General features: G+C 73.2%; 14 protein-coding genes. 12 read left to right on the forward strand and 2 right to left on the reverse strand.

All coding sequences use genetic code 11. The annotated features are described in order from the left end of the window. Positions 1-80: 80 nt before the first annotated feature. From A8711_RS30840 to A8711_RS30875, 8 genes are all read left to right on the forward strand, one after another. On the forward strand, positions 81-1703 hold the full coding sequence (locus tag A8711_RS30840) for an ABC transporter substrate-binding protein (RefSeq protein WP_043324748.1): 1623 nt from the start codon (positions 81-83) through the stop codon (positions 1701-1703). A gap of 101 nt (positions 1704-1804) precedes the next feature. Further along, positions 1805-2761, forward strand: coding sequence for an ABC transporter permease (locus tag A8711_RS30845; protein WP_064446265.1), 957 nt, complete (start codon positions 1805-1807; stop codon positions 2759-2761). Further along, a complete protein-coding gene (locus tag A8711_RS30850; RefSeq protein ID WP_069090133.1) occupies positions 2761-4719 on the forward strand; it encodes a dipeptide/oligopeptide/nickel ABC transporter permease/ATP-binding protein in 1959 nt (652 codons plus the stop codon). Before A8711_RS30845 ends, A8711_RS30850 begins: the two co-directional genes overlap by 1 nt. Further along, a complete protein-coding gene (locus A8711_RS30855; protein WP_069090134.1) occupies positions 4716-5783 on the forward strand; it encodes an ABC transporter ATP-binding protein in 1068 nt (355 codons plus the stop codon). The genes A8711_RS30850 and A8711_RS30855 overlap by 4 nt, the downstream gene beginning before the upstream one ends. Further along, the gene (locus A8711_RS30860) at positions 5780-6718 is read left to right on the forward strand and encodes a dihydrodipicolinate synthase family protein (protein WP_069090135.1); all 939 of its coding nucleotides are present in this window, start codon (positions 5780-5782) and stop codon (positions 6716-6718) included. The genes A8711_RS30855 and A8711_RS30860 overlap by 4 nt, the downstream gene beginning before the upstream one ends. Positions 6719-6720: 2 nt before the next feature. Further along, the gene (locus tag A8711_RS30865; RefSeq protein WP_069090136.1) at positions 6721-7650 is read left to right on the forward strand and encodes an ROK family protein; all 930 of its coding nucleotides are present in this window, start codon (positions 6721-6723) and stop codon (positions 7648-7650) included. Continuing rightward, positions 7647-8336, forward strand: a complete 690-nt coding sequence (locus tag A8711_RS30870) for an N-acetylmannosamine-6-phosphate 2-epimerase (RefSeq protein WP_043324740.1) — start codon at positions 7647-7649, stop codon at positions 8334-8336. The genes A8711_RS30865 and A8711_RS30870 overlap by 4 nt, the downstream gene beginning before the upstream one ends. Beyond that, positions 8327-9298 (forward strand): acetylxylan esterase, encoded by a 972-nt coding sequence (locus tag A8711_RS30875; RefSeq protein WP_069090137.1) that lies wholly within the window; start codon positions 8327-8329, stop codon positions 9296-9298. Before A8711_RS30870 ends, A8711_RS30875 begins: the two co-directional genes overlap by 10 nt. On the opposite strand, the gene A8711_RS30880 is transcribed toward A8711_RS30875, so the two are convergent. Continuing rightward, positions 9295-10338: a polyprenyl synthetase family protein gene (locus tag A8711_RS30880; RefSeq protein ID WP_069090138.1), complete on the reverse strand. Its 1044-nt coding sequence runs from the start codon at positions 10336-10338 to the stop codon at positions 9295-9297. The two genes, A8711_RS30875 and A8711_RS30880, sit on opposite strands and share 4 nt — an antisense overlap. Positions 10339-10345: 7 nt before the next feature. Further along, positions 10346-10756 (reverse strand): hypothetical protein, encoded by a 411-nt coding sequence (locus A8711_RS30885; protein ID WP_069090139.1) that lies wholly within the window; start codon positions 10754-10756, stop codon positions 10346-10348. A 162-nt stretch (positions 10757-10918) separates the two neighbouring features. Between A8711_RS30885 and A8711_RS30890 the strand changes: the two genes are divergently transcribed. Genes A8711_RS30890 through A8711_RS30905 form a run of 4 tightly spaced genes read left to right on the forward strand, consistent with a single transcriptional unit; the run spans position 10919 to position 15023 of the window. After that, complete coding sequence (locus tag A8711_RS30890) at positions 10919-12481, forward strand: phenylacetate--CoA ligase family protein (RefSeq protein ID WP_069090140.1); 1563 nt, start codon at positions 10919-10921, stop codon at positions 12479-12481. A 3-nt stretch (positions 12482-12484) separates the two neighbouring features. Continuing rightward, entirely contained in the window at positions 12485-12925 is a 441-nt protein-coding gene (locus A8711_RS30895; RefSeq protein ID WP_043324733.1) for a hypothetical protein, read from the forward strand. After that, on the forward strand, positions 12922-14004 hold the full coding sequence (locus A8711_RS30900; RefSeq protein WP_069090141.1) for a hypothetical protein: 1083 nt from the start codon (positions 12922-12924) through the stop codon (positions 14002-14004). The genes A8711_RS30895 and A8711_RS30900 overlap by 4 nt, the downstream gene beginning before the upstream one ends. A gap of 2 nt (positions 14005-14006) precedes the next feature. Then, positions 14007-15023 (forward strand): nitroreductase, encoded by a 1017-nt coding sequence (locus A8711_RS30905; RefSeq protein WP_069090142.1) that lies wholly within the window; start codon positions 14007-14009, stop codon positions 15021-15023. Positions 15024-15150: the final 127 nt, after the last annotated feature.

A 15150-nucleotide genomic window follows, 5' to 3' on the forward strand; every position in this document is an offset into this window, starting at 1 on the left:
CAGACGTCATACACCTTACACTTCACATCCCCGGCGCGAGCGGCGACGCGAGCGCATGAAGAGCCTATGGAGGCATCTACGTGAGCACCACCGGTAAGTCGCGGAGCTGGCGCGTGCCGCGCCGCCGCGTCCGCCCCCTGGCCGTCGCCTCCCTCGGAGCGACCCTCGCCCTCGGGCTGGTGGCCTGCAGCGGCGGTCCCGCCTCGACCAACGCGGTCAGCGGCGGGAAGGCGGGCACGTCGATCGAGGCCACCCTGGCGTTCACGCTCTCCAGCGGTTTCGACCCGGGCAACGCCTCCTCCGCCGTGGCGACCGCCGTCAACCAGCACGTCTTCGAGGGTCTCGTGGACCTCGACCCGATCACGCGGGAACCCTACAACGCGCTGGCCAAGAGCGACCCGACGCCCGGCGCCGACGGCCTCACGTACACCGTGACGCTGCGCGACGGCGCGAAGTTCTCCGACGGCACCCCCGTCACCGCCGAGGACGTCGCCTGGTCGTTCACCCGCGTGCTGAAGCCGGCGGACCCGAAGGCGCCGCCGCTGATGCAGGGCTTCGTCTCGTTCCTCGACAGCGTCACCGCCAAGGACGCGGCCACCGTCGAGTTCAAGCTGAAGTACCCGTTCGCCCTGTTCAGCGAGCGGATCTCGGTCATCAAGGTCGTGCCCAAGGCCAAGACCGGTGACGCGGCAGCGGCCAAGGCGTTCGACACCGCGCCGATCGGGTCCGGCCCGTTCAAGGTGGACAGCGCGTCCAAGGAATCCGGCATCAAGCTGAGCAAGAACGAGACCTACAACGGCCCGCGCCCGGCCAAGGTCGAGACGATGACGTGGAACACCACCACCGAGGCGTCGGCCCGGGTGTCGGACCTGCAGGGCGGCCGCGTGCAGGCCATCGAGGCCGTGCCGTACCTGAACGTCGACTCGCTCAAGGACAAGTACACGATCGACGTGAAGCAGGCCTTCAACCAGGTCTTCCTCATGTTCAACAACGCCGCCGCGCCGTTCAGCGACAAGCGCGTCCGCCAGGCCCTGCACTACGCCATCGACAAGGACGCGGTCATCAAGACCGCGCTCAACGGCTACGGCAGCCCGGCGACCAGCTACCTCGACGAGGGCAACAAGGCGTACCAGAAGGCCGCCACCGTCTACGACTACAACCCGGACAAGGCCAAGGCCCTGCTCCAGGAGGCCGGCGTCACCAACCTGTCGTTCCGGCTCGACACCACCGACAACTCGGTGGTCAAGGACGTCGCCCCGCTGGTCATCGAGCAGTGGAAGAAGATCGGCGTCAACGCCACGCTCAACACCGTGCCGTCCTCGGCCATCTACGGCGACATCGTCCCCAAGGACACGTTCCGGGTGCTCATGGCCACCGGTGACCCGAGCGTCTTCGGCGTCGACACCGACCTGCTGATGCGCTGGTACTACTTCGGCGAGACCTGGCCGGGCCAGCGTTACCGCTGGAGCGACGCCAACCGCAAGGCCATGGGCGACCTGCTGGACAAGGCCGCGCAGACCTCCGACGAGGCGGCCCGCAAGGCGCTGTGGAAGCAGGCCCTGGACATGGTGGCGGACGACGCCCCGCTCTACCCGATCCTGCACACCAAGGTCGTCACCGCGTACGACCCGGCCAAGCTCGACGGCTTCTCGGGCGCCTCGACCACCGGCCTGTACTTCCTGGGCACCGGCCGGACCGGCTGAGCCCACTCGGGGCTCCGCCCCCGCCTCCGTCCCGTCCGGCCGCACGTGACCCGTGCGGCCGGACGGGACGCCCCGGCGCCCCGCCACGAGAAAGAGAATCCATGCTGACCGTCCTGAACCTGGTCGCACGACGATTCCTGACGCTGATCCCCCTGGTGCTGGGCATCACGCTCTTCGTCTTCGTGATCATGCAGTTCTCCCCGATCGACCCGGCGCTGTCCGTCCTCGGCGACCAGGCCACGCCGGCGCAGGTCGAGGCGTTCCGCGCCGCGAACGGGCTGAACGACCCGCTGCCGCTGCGCTACCTGCACTTCCTCGGCGACCTCGTCCGCGGCGACCTCGGCATGACGTTCCCGCCGTCGGTCCCGGTCGCCGAGAAGATCGCCATGGCGCTGCCGCTGACCATCCAGCTCACCGCGCTCGGCGTCGTCGGCGCGCTGGTCATCGCGCTGGCCCTCGGCATCCCGGCCGCCCTGTACCGGGACCGCTGGCCCGACCAGGTCATCCGGATCGTCTCCATGGCCGGCATCGCCACGCCGTCGTTCTGGCTGGCCCTGCTGTTCATCCAGGAGTTCTCGGTCCGCCGCCCGATCTTCCCGACCGGTGGATACGTCAACCCCGCCGACTCGGTCGGCCTCTGGCTGCAGTCCCTCGCGCTGCCCGCGCTGGCGCTGGCCGTACCGGTCGGCTGCTCGCTGGCCCGCATCGTCCGCACGTCGATGGTCGAGGAACTCGACAAGGACTACGTCCGCACCGCCGTCGGCGCCGGACTGCCACCGCGCGTGGTGATCGGCCGCAACGTGCTGCGCAACGCGCTGGTCAACCCGCTCACCGCGCTCGGCCTGCGGATCGGCTACCTCATCGGCGGCACCGTCGTCATCGAGGCCATCTTCTCGCTGCCCGGCATGGGCACCCAGATCATGAGCGCCGTCCAGCAGAACGACACCGCGCTCGCCCAGGGCACCGTGCTCACCATCGCGCTGTGCTTCGTCCTGGTGAACCTGGTCGTCGACATCCTCTACCTCTTCGCCAACCCCCGACTGCGCGGAGGCCACTGATGCGCCGGTCCCTCACCACGCGGCTGTCCCGCCCCGGCATGGCCTTCGCCCGGCTCGGTCTCGCGGCCCGGTTCGCGCTCGGCTTCGTCGCGCTCATCGTCGTGGTCGGCGTGCTCGCCCCGCTGCTGCTGCGCCACGACCCCACCCAGACCGGCCTCGGACCGGCGCTGACCGGCCCGAACGGCGACTTCTGGTTCGGCCTGGACAAACTCGGCCGCGACGTCTTCTCCCGGCTGGTCGCCGGCACCCGGCGCTCCCTGATCGTCGGTTTCGGCGCGGCCGGCATCGCGCTGGTGCTCGGCGCGATCCTCGGCGCGCTCGCCGGCAGCAGCCGCACCGTCGTCGACGAGATCATCATGCGCTGCCTCGACGTGGTCATGGCCTTCCCCACGATCGTGCTCTCCGCGCTGCTGATCATCTCGTTCGGCAAGAACAGCCTGCTGGTCCTCGTCATCGCGATCGGGTTCGTGTTCACCCCGTCGGTCGCGCGCATCGTCCGCGCCAACGTGCTGTCCCAGTACGGCGAGGACTACGTGGCCGCCGAGCGCATCATCGGCGCCCGCCGCCCGCACATCCTCTGGCGGCACGTCCTGCGCAACTGCGCCGCCCCGATCCTCGTCTTCGTCACCGTCATGGTGGCCGACGCGATCGTCTTCGAGGCGTCCCTGTCCTTCATCGGCGGCGGCCTCGCCCCGCAGGAGGCGGCCTCCTCGTGGGGCTCGGTCATCGCCTTCGGCAAGGAGATGGTGCAGATCGGCGGCTGGTGGGCCACGTTCTTCCCCGGCCTGCTGATCCTGCTCACCGTGCTGGCGCTCAACGTGCTCTCCGAGGGCATGTCCGACGCCTGGGCCGCCCCGGCAGCGCGCCGCGCCACGTCCACCACCAGCGGTGACGCGCTGGAGCAGGCGCAGCCCGGCACCGGCGAGGTGGTCGAGCTGCCCGGCCTCGCCGAGGCGGCGCAGCGGCTGCGTGAGCGCGCCCGCCCGCTGCCGCAGGGCAAGCCGGTCCTTCAGGTCAGCGACCTGTCCATCGGCTTCGAGGGCCGCCACCGCGGCGTCGACATCGTCGACGGGCTCACCTTCGACGTACGCCCCGGCGAGGTCGTCGGCCTGGTGGGGGAGTCCGGCTCCGGCAAGTCGCTGAGCGTCCTCGCCGTCATGGGTCTGCTGCCGCAGGGCGCCCGGGTACGCGGCGAGATCCGCTTCCAGGACACGGACCTGCTGAAACTCAACGCCAAGGGCCGCCGCGCCCTGATGGGCCGCGAGATCGCCATGGTCTACCAGGACGCGCTGTCGGCGCTGAACCCGGCGCTGCGCGTCGGCGCCCAACTCGCCCAGATGATCCGCCGCGGCGGCACCCGCTCGGCCGAGGAACTGATGCGGCTGGTCGGGCTGGACCCGCGGCGCACGCTCGCCGCGTACCCGCACGAGCTGTCCGGCGGGCAGCGGCAGCGCGTCGTGATCGCCATGGCGCTGTCCCGCGACCCGAAGATGATCATCGCGGACGAGCCGACCACAGCGCTAGACGTCACCGTGCAGGCCCAGGTGATGGCGCTGCTGCTGGAGCTGCGCGAGCGGCTCGGCTTCGCCCTCATCCTGGTCAGCCACGACCTCGCCCTGGTCAGCGACGTCTGCGACCGGGTCGTGGTGATGTACGGCGGGCAGATCGTGGAGACCGGCGTGACCGCCGACGTGATGGAGGCGCCCGCCCACCACTACGCCCGCGGGCTGCTCGGTTCCGTCCTGTCCCTGGAGACCGGCGCGGAACGGCTCACCCAGATCCGCGGCGTGGTGCCCTCACCGGCCGACTTCCCGAAGGGTTGCCGGTTCTCCGACCGCTGCCCGATGGCGACCGAGATCTGCCGGGACACCGCGCCCACCATGGCGGGCACGGACGGCCACGGGTACGCCTGCCACCACCCCGCCGTCACCGTCAGCGAGAAGGAGCCGGCCCGATGAGCGCCACCGCCGAGCACCGGCCGATCGCCGAGCTGAGCGACGTGCACGTGGTGCACGCCGCGCGCGGCGGCGGCATGTTCAGCCGGGAGAAGGTCTACGCGCTCACCGGCGCCGACCTGGTCATCCGGGCCGGCGAGACGGTCGGCATCGTCGGCGAGTCCGGCTGCGGCAAGTCCACCCTCGTCAAGGTGCTCGTCGGCCTGCAACGGCCGACCGCCGGCACGGTGTCCTTCGCCGGCAAGGACGTGTGGTCGATGACCGCCACCGAGCGGCGCGAGCACATCGGCGCCGGCGTCGGCATGATCTTCCAGGACCCGGCCACCTCACTGAACCGCCGGATGCCGGTACGCGACATCCTGCGCGACCCGCTCGACGTGCACCGCCGGGGCACCCGGCAGCAGCGCGAGCAGCGGGTGACCGAGCTGATGGCCCTGGTCGGCCTGCCCCGCTCGGTCGCCGACGTGCTGCCCAGCCAGCTCTCCGGCGGCCAGCGCCAGCGGGTCTCCATCGCCCGCGCGCTGGCCCTGGAACCGGGGCTGGTCATCGCCGACGAGCCGACCAGCGCGCTCGACGTGTCGGTCCGCGCGCAGATCCTCAACCTGCTGCTGGACCTCAAGGACCGGCTCGGCCTGGCCATGGTGCTGGTGTCGCACGACATCCAGACCGTCAAGCGGGTCAGCGACCGGGTCGTCACCATGTACCTGGGCCGCATCGTCGAGCAGACCCCCGCCGACCTGCTGCCCGAGGGCGGCCGGCACCCGTACACCCGGGCCTTGTTCTCGGCCACGCCGGGCCTGCTCTCACCGATCGAGCCCATTCCACTGGTCGGCCCGGTCCCGTCGGCGACCCGCCCGCCGAGCGGCTGCCCGTTCCGGACCCGCTGCTGGGCCGCGACCGACGGCTGCGCCGTGGACATGCCCGCGCCGCGCCCCGCCGAGGGCGCGGGCCACGAGTTCCGCTGCCACCACCCGGTGCCCGCCGGCACCGCCAACACCGAACTGGTCGCGCTCGCCACCTCGGCGACCGGCCGCACCACAACTGAGTCTGTCGAGGAGAACCTGTGACCACCCCAGCCCCGCGGTTCGCCGGAGTCGTGCCGCCGGCCGTCACCCCCCTGACCGAAGAGGGCGAGGTCGACGTCCACTCCCTGGAACGGCTGGTCGAGTGGCTGCTCGACGCCGGCGTCGACGGCATCTTCGCGCTCGGCAGCTCCGGCGAGACGGTCTTCCTCACCGACCGGCAGCGGGACCTCGCGCTGGAGACCATCGTCAAGACCGCCGGCGGCGCCGTGCCGGTCCTCGCCGGATGCATCGAACCCACCACCCGCCGGGTCGTGGAGCGGGCCGAGGCGTCCACCCGTCTGGGCGCGGACGGCCTCGTCGTGACCGCCCCGTTCTACGCCATCGTCGGCCCGCACGAGATCGAGCGGCACTTCCGCGCCGTCGCCGCGGCGGTCGAGCTTCCGCTGCTGGCGTACGACATCCCGGTCTGCGTGCACAGCAAGCTCTCCGTCGACCTGCTGACCCGCCTCGCCGCCGAGGGCGTGCTGGCCGGCGTCAAGGACTCCAGCGGCGACGACGTCGCGTTCCGCCAGCTGGCGCTCGCCATCGCCGAGCACGCGCCGGAGCGCGACTTCAGCCTGCTCACCGGCCACGAGGTCGTGGTCGACGCGATGATGCTCGCCGGTGGCTCCGGCTCGGTGCCCGGACTGGGCAACGTGGACCCGGCCGGATACGTGCGACTGCACCGCGCCTGCGTGGCCGGCGACTGGGCCGCGGCCCGCCGGGAACAGGACCGCCTGACCCGGCTGTTCCGCATCGTCGACGCGGCCGACCCGGCCACCTCGGCGGGCGCCACCCGGGGCGTCGGCGCGTTCAAGACCGCGCTGTCCCTGCTCGGCGTCATCGCCGGCAACGCGGTGTCGCTGCCGCTGCGGCCGCTGGACGACGCCGAGACGGGCCGCGTGCGTACCCAGCTGGAACTGGCCGGGCTGCTCTGACCATGCCCGAGGTGAGCACGACCGGTCTGGTCGCCGCGCTCGACATCGGCGGCACCAAGACCATAGCCGCGCTGGTCACCGCCTCCGGCGAGGTCGTCGGCCGGCACAGCGCGCCGACACCGGGCCGCTCCGGCGCCGCCGCGGTGCTCGACACCGCCGCCGGCCTGGTCGAGAAGCTGCGGGCGGACGCGCCGGGTGTCGTACGGGCGCTCGGCGTCGGCAGCGCCGGCGTCATCGACAGCGGTTCCGGCCTGGTGCTGTCCGCCACCGACGTGCTGACCGGGTGGACCGGCACGGACCTGCGCGGCGACCTGGGCCGGCGCCTGGGCGTGCCGGTCACCGTGGTCAACGACGTGCACGCCCACGCGCTGGGCGAGGCGCGTCACGGCGTCGCGGCCGGGTACGACACGGTGCTCTACGTCGCCGTGGGCACCGGCGTCGGCGCGTCGTTCGTCCTCGGCGACACAGTGCTCGCCGGTGCGCACAGCGCGGCCGGGCACGCCGGGCACCAGCCGTCGGCGTACGCCGGAACGCTGCCCTGCACCTGCGGCGGGCGCGGGCACCTGGAGGCGATCGCCGCCGGGCCCGCGCTCACCGCCGAGTACGTCCGGCGTACCGGCCGTCCGGTGGCCGACCTGCGGGCCGTCGCCGCGCTCGCGGCGGGCGGCGACGAGACGGCCCGCGACGTCGTCCGGCTCGGCGGCACGGCCGTCGGGTCCGCCGTCGGCGGCCTGGTCAACGTGCTCGACCCCGCCGCCGTGGTGATCGGCGGCGGCGTCACCGGCCTCGGCGAGCCGTGGTGGCGGGCGCTGCGTGACGCGGTGCCCGCCGAGACGCTGCCCGGCCTGGCCGGCGTGCCGGTCCTCGCCTCCACCCTCGGCCCCGACGCGCCGCTGCTCGGCGCCGCCTCGCTCGCCTGGAAGGTCTCATGAACTCCCTCGTCGACCAGCTCCGCCACCGCCTGGTGGTCTCCTGCCAGGCGTACCCGGGTGAGCCCATGCGCGACCCGGACACCATGCGCCGGGTCGCGCTCGCCACCGCCCGCGGCGGCGCCGCCGGCATCCGCGCCCAGGGCCTGGCGGACATCGCGGCCATCCGCGCGGCGGTGGACCTGCCGCTGATCGGGCTCTGGAAGGACGGCGACGACGACGTCTTCATCACCCCGACGCTCGAACACGCGCTCGCCGTCGCCGACGCCGGGGCGCACGTCGTCGCGCTCGACGGCACGTCCCGGCCCCGCCCCGACGGCCGTACGCTCGCCGAGACGATCGCCGCCGTGCACGAGCGCACCGGCGCGCTGGTGATGGCCGACTGCTCCACGCTGGACGAGGGCATCGCCGCCGCCGCTGCCGGCGCCGACCTGGTCGGCACCACGCTCTCCGGGTACACCGCGTACACCACCAAGGGCGACGGGCCGGACCTGGACCTGGTCGCCCGGCTCGCCGCCGCGGTCGACGTCCCGGTGGTCGCCGAGGGACGCATCCACACCCCGGAGCAGGCCGCGCAGGCGCTGCGGGCGGGCGCGTGGACGGTGGTGGTCGGCACCGCCATCACCCACCCGAGCACCATCACCGGCTGGTTCGCGTCCGCCGTGCGGGAGGCCGCGTCGTGCCGCTGACCGACCTCGACCTGGCCGGCTGCCTCGCGTACCGGCCGGAGCTGGACGTGCCGGCGGACCTGGACGGATTCTGGGCGCGCACGCTCGACGGCGGCGGCGACCCGGCGGCGGCGGTCTACGAGCCGGTCGACACCGGGCTGACCCAGATCCGGACGTACGCGGCCACGATCCCCGGTTTCGGCGGCGAGCCGGTACGCGGATGGCTGCACCTGCCCGCCAATGCCGACAGGCCGCTGCCCTGCGTGGTCGAGTACCTCGGCTACGGCCGGGGCCGCGGCCTGCCGCACGAGAAGCTGTTCTGGGCGGCGGCCGGCTTCGCGCACCTGATCATGGACAGCCGCGGCCAGGGGTGGAGCGCCGCCACCGGCGGCACGCCCGACCCGCACCCCTACCCGGCCGGCACCGTGCCCGGCTTCCTCACCCGGGGCGTCGCCGACCCGGCGGAGCACTACTACCGGCGGCTCATCACCGACGCGGTCCGCTTCGCCGAGGCCGCCCGGCGGCACCCGGCCGTCGACCCGGCGCGGGTGGCGGTGACCGGCTTCAGCCAGGGCGGCGGCCTCGCCCTGGCCGTCGGCGCGTTGTGCCCGGACGTCACCGCCGTCATGCCGGACGTGCCGTTCCTGTGCGACATCCGCCGGGGCGTGCGCGTCGCCGGCCCGGACAGCCCGTACGCCGAGGTCGTCGAGTACCTCGCGCTGCACCGCGATCGCGCCGACCAGGTGTTCCGCACCCTGTCCTACCTGGACGCCGCAGTGCTCGCGCCGCGCGCCACCGCGCCGGCGCTGTTCTCCATCGCCCTGCGTGATCAGGTCTGCCCGCCGTCGACCTGCTTCGCCGCCTACCACCGCTACGGCGGCGACAAGGACGTGCGGGTGTACGAGTTCAACGACCACGAGGGCGGCGAGGCCGCGCACCAGCGCGAACAGCTCACCTGGCTGCGCGGGATCCTGGGCGGCTAGCGGGCCCGTTCCACCACGTAGTCGGTCAGCTCCAGCAGGAAACGGCCGTCCTCGGTGTCGGCGGCGGCGCCCAGCGCCCGCTCACCCTCACGCCGGGCCGCGAGCGCGAGATCCCGGGCGCTGCGCCGCGCCGACTCCACACAGTCGTACGCGAGCAGCCGCCCGTGCAGCCAGCGCACCTCGGCGTCGGTGCGCTCCGCGCGGGTACGGCTCAGCAGCCGCACGAGCCGTTCGCGTTCCTCCGGTGTGCACCGCCGCATGAAGTCGATCAGGATCAGCGTGCGCTTGCCCTCCCACAGGTCACCGGCGATCTCCTTGCCGTACCGGGCGTAGTCGCCGGTCAGGTTGAGCGCGTCGTCCTGGATCTGGAACGCCGCACCCAGGTACCAGCCGTACCGGTCCAGCACGTCGACGGCGTTCTCCCGGCCGGTCGCCACGAGGACGCCGGTGCGGCACGGGTAGATGCACGTGTACCAGGAGGTCTTCTTCAGGCACATCCGGTAGTAGTCGTCGGCGTCCAGGTCGCACACGTTGTCGCGGATCCAGCCGATCTCGAGCGCCTGCCCCTCCAGCGAGTGGCGCATCATCAGCTCGGTCTCGGTGAACAGCCGCCAGGCGATCCCGGAGCCGAGGGCCGCCCGGTTCGCCGCCAGCCGCCGCAACGCCAGCAGGTTCGTCATGTTGCCGACGTTCAGCGCCACGCCCACGCCGTACTCGGCGTGCAGCGTCCGCCCGCCGCGCCGCTGCTCGCTTTCGTCCTGGATGTCGTCGTGGATGAGGAAGGCGTTGTGGAACAGCTCTACAGTCACTGCGGCGTTGAGGCCCACCGCGCCGCCGCCGCCGAACGCCCGGCACGTGGCCAGGCACAGCGCGGCGCGCAGCCCCTTGCCCCAGCGCCGCGGGTACTCCGCGACCAGGTCGTAGAGGTATCGCGGGCCGCCGTCGGGCACGTCGTCGAGCAGCGCGCCGAGGGCCAGCCCGCGATAGCGCTCCAGCATCCGTTCCACGTGCCCGCCGGCCACCCCGGTGGTCGGCGCCATCGCGCGGCTACCGGTCCGTGGGCCGCTTCGGGGCCGGCGACGCCAGCCGGTCCGCGAGGCCATTTGCCACCTCGGGGGCCAGCCGCGCCAGATTGAGTACGGTGTCCAGCGCGTCGTGCGCGTCCGACGTGTACCGCCGGATCACCTCACCGCGCTGGTCGTCGGCCATCTTCAGCTGCCCGACCACGGTGTCGATCAGGGCGTGCCCGTCGGTGCGGACCCGCGCGACGAGTTCGTCGAACGCCTCCGGGTCGACCCGGCGGCTCTCGGTCAGCTTCTCCTCGAGCCGCCGGGCGCCGGCCAGCCCCGCCGCGAGTTCCTCCTCCAGCACCGTGGCCGCGTGGGTCACGGTCTCCGAGGTCTCCTCGGCCACCTTCTCGAAGCGCTCGTTCGTGCGCTCACGCTTGCCGTCTGTCATGGGCGAAGTGTCACCGGACCAGGCACGACGCACCAGGCGAGTGTCGCCATGGTGACTGAGCGTGGCCAGCCCGGGCAGCTTTCGCGACTGGGTACGGGTACTCAGCGCAGTACCGTCCCGTCGCTCATGTGTCCGCGTCGCGGCGTCGACAGGATCCTTGTCATGGCCGAGACGCTGCACCGACACGCCGCCTTGCGTACCGTCGACACGCCGCTGCCCGCCGAGGCCGCGCTGGCCCCCGCCGGCCGCGCGGTCGCCGCGCTGGCCCGGCTCATCGCCCACCACCCCGCCGGCTGGAGGTGGCTGGCCCGGCGCCACCACCCGGTCCTCGACCGGCTCGCCGCCGCGAACGCGCGGTCCACCTGCGTCCGCGCCGCCCGGCGGGTGCCCGCGTACCAGGCGTTCCTGCGGGCCCGCCCGGGCGGGCTGCGCCGCCGGCTGCGGGACTTCCCGGAGACCGACAAGCGCGGGTACGTCATGGCGTACGACTCCTCCGCCCGGTGCCTCGGCGGGCGGATGCCGGAGCGGGGCGTGGTGGTCGACGAGTCGGCCGGATCGTCCGGGCGGCCGTTCAACTGGCCGCGCGGCGAGCGGGAGCTGCGGGCGGTGCACCGCGACATCGCCGGCTACACCGGACTGGCGTTCCCGATGCGCCGCCCGTTCGTCATCAACGCGTACTCGATGGGCGCCTGGGCGACCGGCACCACCACGGGCGCGGCGATGGCCCGGATCGCCACCGTGAAGAACACCGGCCCCGACCTCGGGAAGATCGTCGACACGCTGCGCGAGTTCGGTCCCGGCCACGACTACCTGGTGACCGCGTACCCGCCGTTCCTCAAGCACCTGCGGGACCGGCTCGACGCCGAGGACTTTCCGTGGTCGCGGTACCGGATCTTCGCCAGTTGCGGCGGCGAGGGGATGACCGAGGCGTTGCGCGACTACCTGGAGCAGCGGTTCGTGCGGGTGCGGTCGGCGTACGGGGCGTCGGACCTGACCATCGGCATCGGCGCGGAGACCCGGTTCACGGTCTGGTTGCGGCGGCGGCTGCGCACCGACGCGGGACTGCGCGCGGAACTGCTGGGCCGCGGCGAGCAGCGGCTGCCAATGGTGTTCCAGTACAACCCGTTCGCCACCTACCTGGAGACCAACGACCGGCGGGAGCTGCTCTGCACTGTCACCGGCCCGCACGTGCTCCAGCCCCGGCTGCGCTACAACGTCGGCGACGAGGCGCTGCTGGTGCCGTACCGGCGGATCGTCGAACTGGCCAACGCCGACCCGGTGCGTCGCGCCGAGTTCCGTACCGCGGTGGCCGAGGAGCGGATGACGCTGCCGTTGCTGCTGTTGTTCGGCCGCAGCGACTCCACCGTGTCCTACCTGGGCGCGAACCTCTACCCGCAGGACGTCGAGTACGGCCTCTACACCGGCAACCCGTACGCCGCCGAGATCAACAGGTTCTGCCTGACGCTGCACGAGGACGCGGCGCTGGAGACCCGGCCGGTGATCCACGTGGAGCTGCGCCGCCCGCTGGACGCCGCGGCCCGCGCAGCGCTCGCCGACGCCTGCCGCGACGGGGTACGCGCGCACCTGACCTCGGTGTCGCGGGACTTCGCGCAGTCCCTGGTGGAGGACCCGACCGCCGGTGACCTGCGGGTGGAACTGCACGAACCGGACTGCGGCCCGTTCGCCGCCATGCAGAAGATCAAGAACGTCTACCTGGTGAGGTGAGCGATGCGTACCCGTGACTTCTCCCGCGCCCCGGCCCAGGCCCGCGCCGGCGCCATGTTCATCGGCGGCACCCGGTACGCGAACCCGCTGGTGCTGCTGCGCCTGGCCCCCGACTGGATCCGGATGGTGCGCGACATGCGCCGGATGTCCGGCTACTGCTGGCACACCGTCTACTGGCAGTTCCCGCTGACGCTCGGCACCATCGCGTTCTTCACCGACCGCGACGCGCTGCTGCGCTTCGCCCGGACCCGGCACCACCGCAAGCTGATGATGTGGCTGACCGGCGGCAACCGCAACGCCACGGCCGGGTTCATCCGGCTCTACACCGCCTCCCCGGACGGCTACTCAAACGGCGCGTGGCGGGCCGAGGACGGCGCGATGGGCCACATCGAGCGGTTCACGCCGCTGGGCGCGGAGACGACCGGACCGGCGGTGCGCCGGTGACCGGCCACCGGTTCGAGCGCGTGACCGGCCGGCGCGGCCTGCGCGACTTCCTCGCGCTCACCGACCGGCTGTACGCGGACGAGTCCCGCTACGTGCCGACGCCCCGGCAGCAGATCCGCCGCTGGTGGCGCGACGGCGTGCCGATGTACGTGCTGCGCGACGCCACCGGCGCGGTGGTCGGGCGGACCACGCTGCACACCGACGCCGACCTCGACGCCAAGCTCGGCCGCCGGTGCCAGTTGTTCGGGCTCACCGAGTTCACCCCGCACGCCGCCCGGCCGCTGTTCGACGCGATCGCCGCGTACGCCACACCCGGCCGGGACCTGCTGTTCGGGCCGGTGGCGCTGCTGCCCAACCAGGCCGGCGGCGTGATCACCTCCGGGTACGCCGACCGGGGTTTCGTGGACAGCGCGTGGAACCCGCCGTACTACCCGGACGCGTACGAGGAGAACGGGTTCACCGGACGGTTCGTCTCCGACACCTGGATCTGCCCGGTGCCGCCGCCGACCGGACCGCCGCCCGCGCTGGGCGTCCAGCCCGACGGCTCCCGGCTGGACCTGCACCGGGGGAACAGCCGGCGGCTCGACGAACAGCTGGACCTGCTGCGCGGGATGCTCAACGACTCCTTCGCCCAGCTCGGCTACTACACGCCGATCTCGGCGGCGCAGTTGCGGCGGCAGACCGACGGGCTGGCGTACCTGCTGGATGACTCGCTGCTGCTCTACCTGACCCGCGACGGGCACCCGGTGGCGTTCGTGCTCTGCGTACCGGACATCAGCGCCTTCCTGGTCGCTGTGCGCGGCGACCTGAACCCGGTCAACCAGCTGCGGCTGCTGGCCACCCGCCGCCGGTACCGCCGGGAGGCGGTGCTGATCGTCAAGGGCGTGGTGCCGCGGTTCCAGGGGCGCGGCTACCAGCGGCTGCTGTCCGAGCATCTGCACCGCAACCTGCACGAGGGCGGATACACGGCGCTGCGCAGCACGTACGTCGGGCGGGACAACCCGGCGTCGGCCGCCCAGTACCGGCGCCTCGGCGGACGCCCGCTGCACGGCTACACGTTCTACGCCAGGGAGCGGTGAGCATGGACCTCGCCGCGTTCCGCGCGCTGGAGCCGCTGTGCTGGCGGGCGCCGAGCGCGCACAACACCCAGCCGTGGCGGCTGCGCTACGAGCGCTGGGCGATCACCGTCGGCTGGGACCCGGCCGACACGCTGCCCGCCGGCGACCCGACCGGGCGGGACCTGCGGCTGTCGCTCGGCGCGTTCGTGGAGACCTGCCTGATCGTCGCCGCCGACGCGGGGCTGCGGCTGGACTGGGCCGCCGACCACGACGAGTCGGACCGGCGGGTGGGGCGGCTGCGTCCGGCCCGGCAGCCGTACCGGACGCCGTTTCGCGCCGCCGACGTGTGGGACCGGCGTACCCACCGGGGCCGGTTCACCGGCGGCCCGGACGCCGACGTGGTCGCGGCCGTGGACGCGGTCGCCCGCCGGGCCGGTGGCGCGGCCCGCGTGGTGCCGGCGGCCGGGCGGCTGCGCGCGCTGCTGCGCACTGCGGACCGGCAGGTGTACGCCGACCCGTCGGTGGTCGCCGAGCTGCGCCGCTGGCTGCGCCTGGACCGGGCGTGCCCGCGCTACCGGAGCGACGGGCTCAGTGACAGCTGCCTCGGGCTGGGCCGGGCGGCGGCCACCGGACTGCGGGCGGCGCTCGCGGCGTACCCGGCGTTGCGCCCGCTGGGGCTGCCCCGGCTGCTCGCCGCCGCGGGCGGTGATCCGCTGGCGCAGGGCGGCGGGGTGCTGGCGCTGATCGCGCCGCCCGGTCTGGACGCGGCCGGGCAGGTCGAGTTCGGACGCGTGCTGATGCGGATGTGGCTGACGCTGCACACGGCCGGGCTGGCCGCGCACCCGCTCAGTCAGCTCGTCGACGTCGCAGCCACCCGTGGCGCGCTCGGCACGCTGCTGGACGTGGCGCCGGAGCGGATCGTGCACGTGGCCCGGGTGGGCCGGCCGGCCGCGCCCGCGCCCCGCTCGGCCCGGCGAGTGCGCCACGGATCGCGTCTGTTAGCGGTAACACCCCTTGACGCGATGTCACTTCATCCATGAGAGTCCATGTTGGCCGACGTGTCGCCCGGTCGGGAGCCCTGGGCGCGGAGTGGCAGGAACGCGGCGTCCGGGTGTGCGAGGCGCAATCTGTTAGCGATAACAGGGCAGCGCCGCGCATCCGGACCCG

This window comes from Micromonospora sp. II, assembly GCF_001709195.1.
GTDB classification, from domain to species: domain Bacteria; phylum Actinomycetota; class Actinomycetes; order Mycobacteriales; family Micromonosporaceae; genus Micromonospora; species Micromonospora chalcea.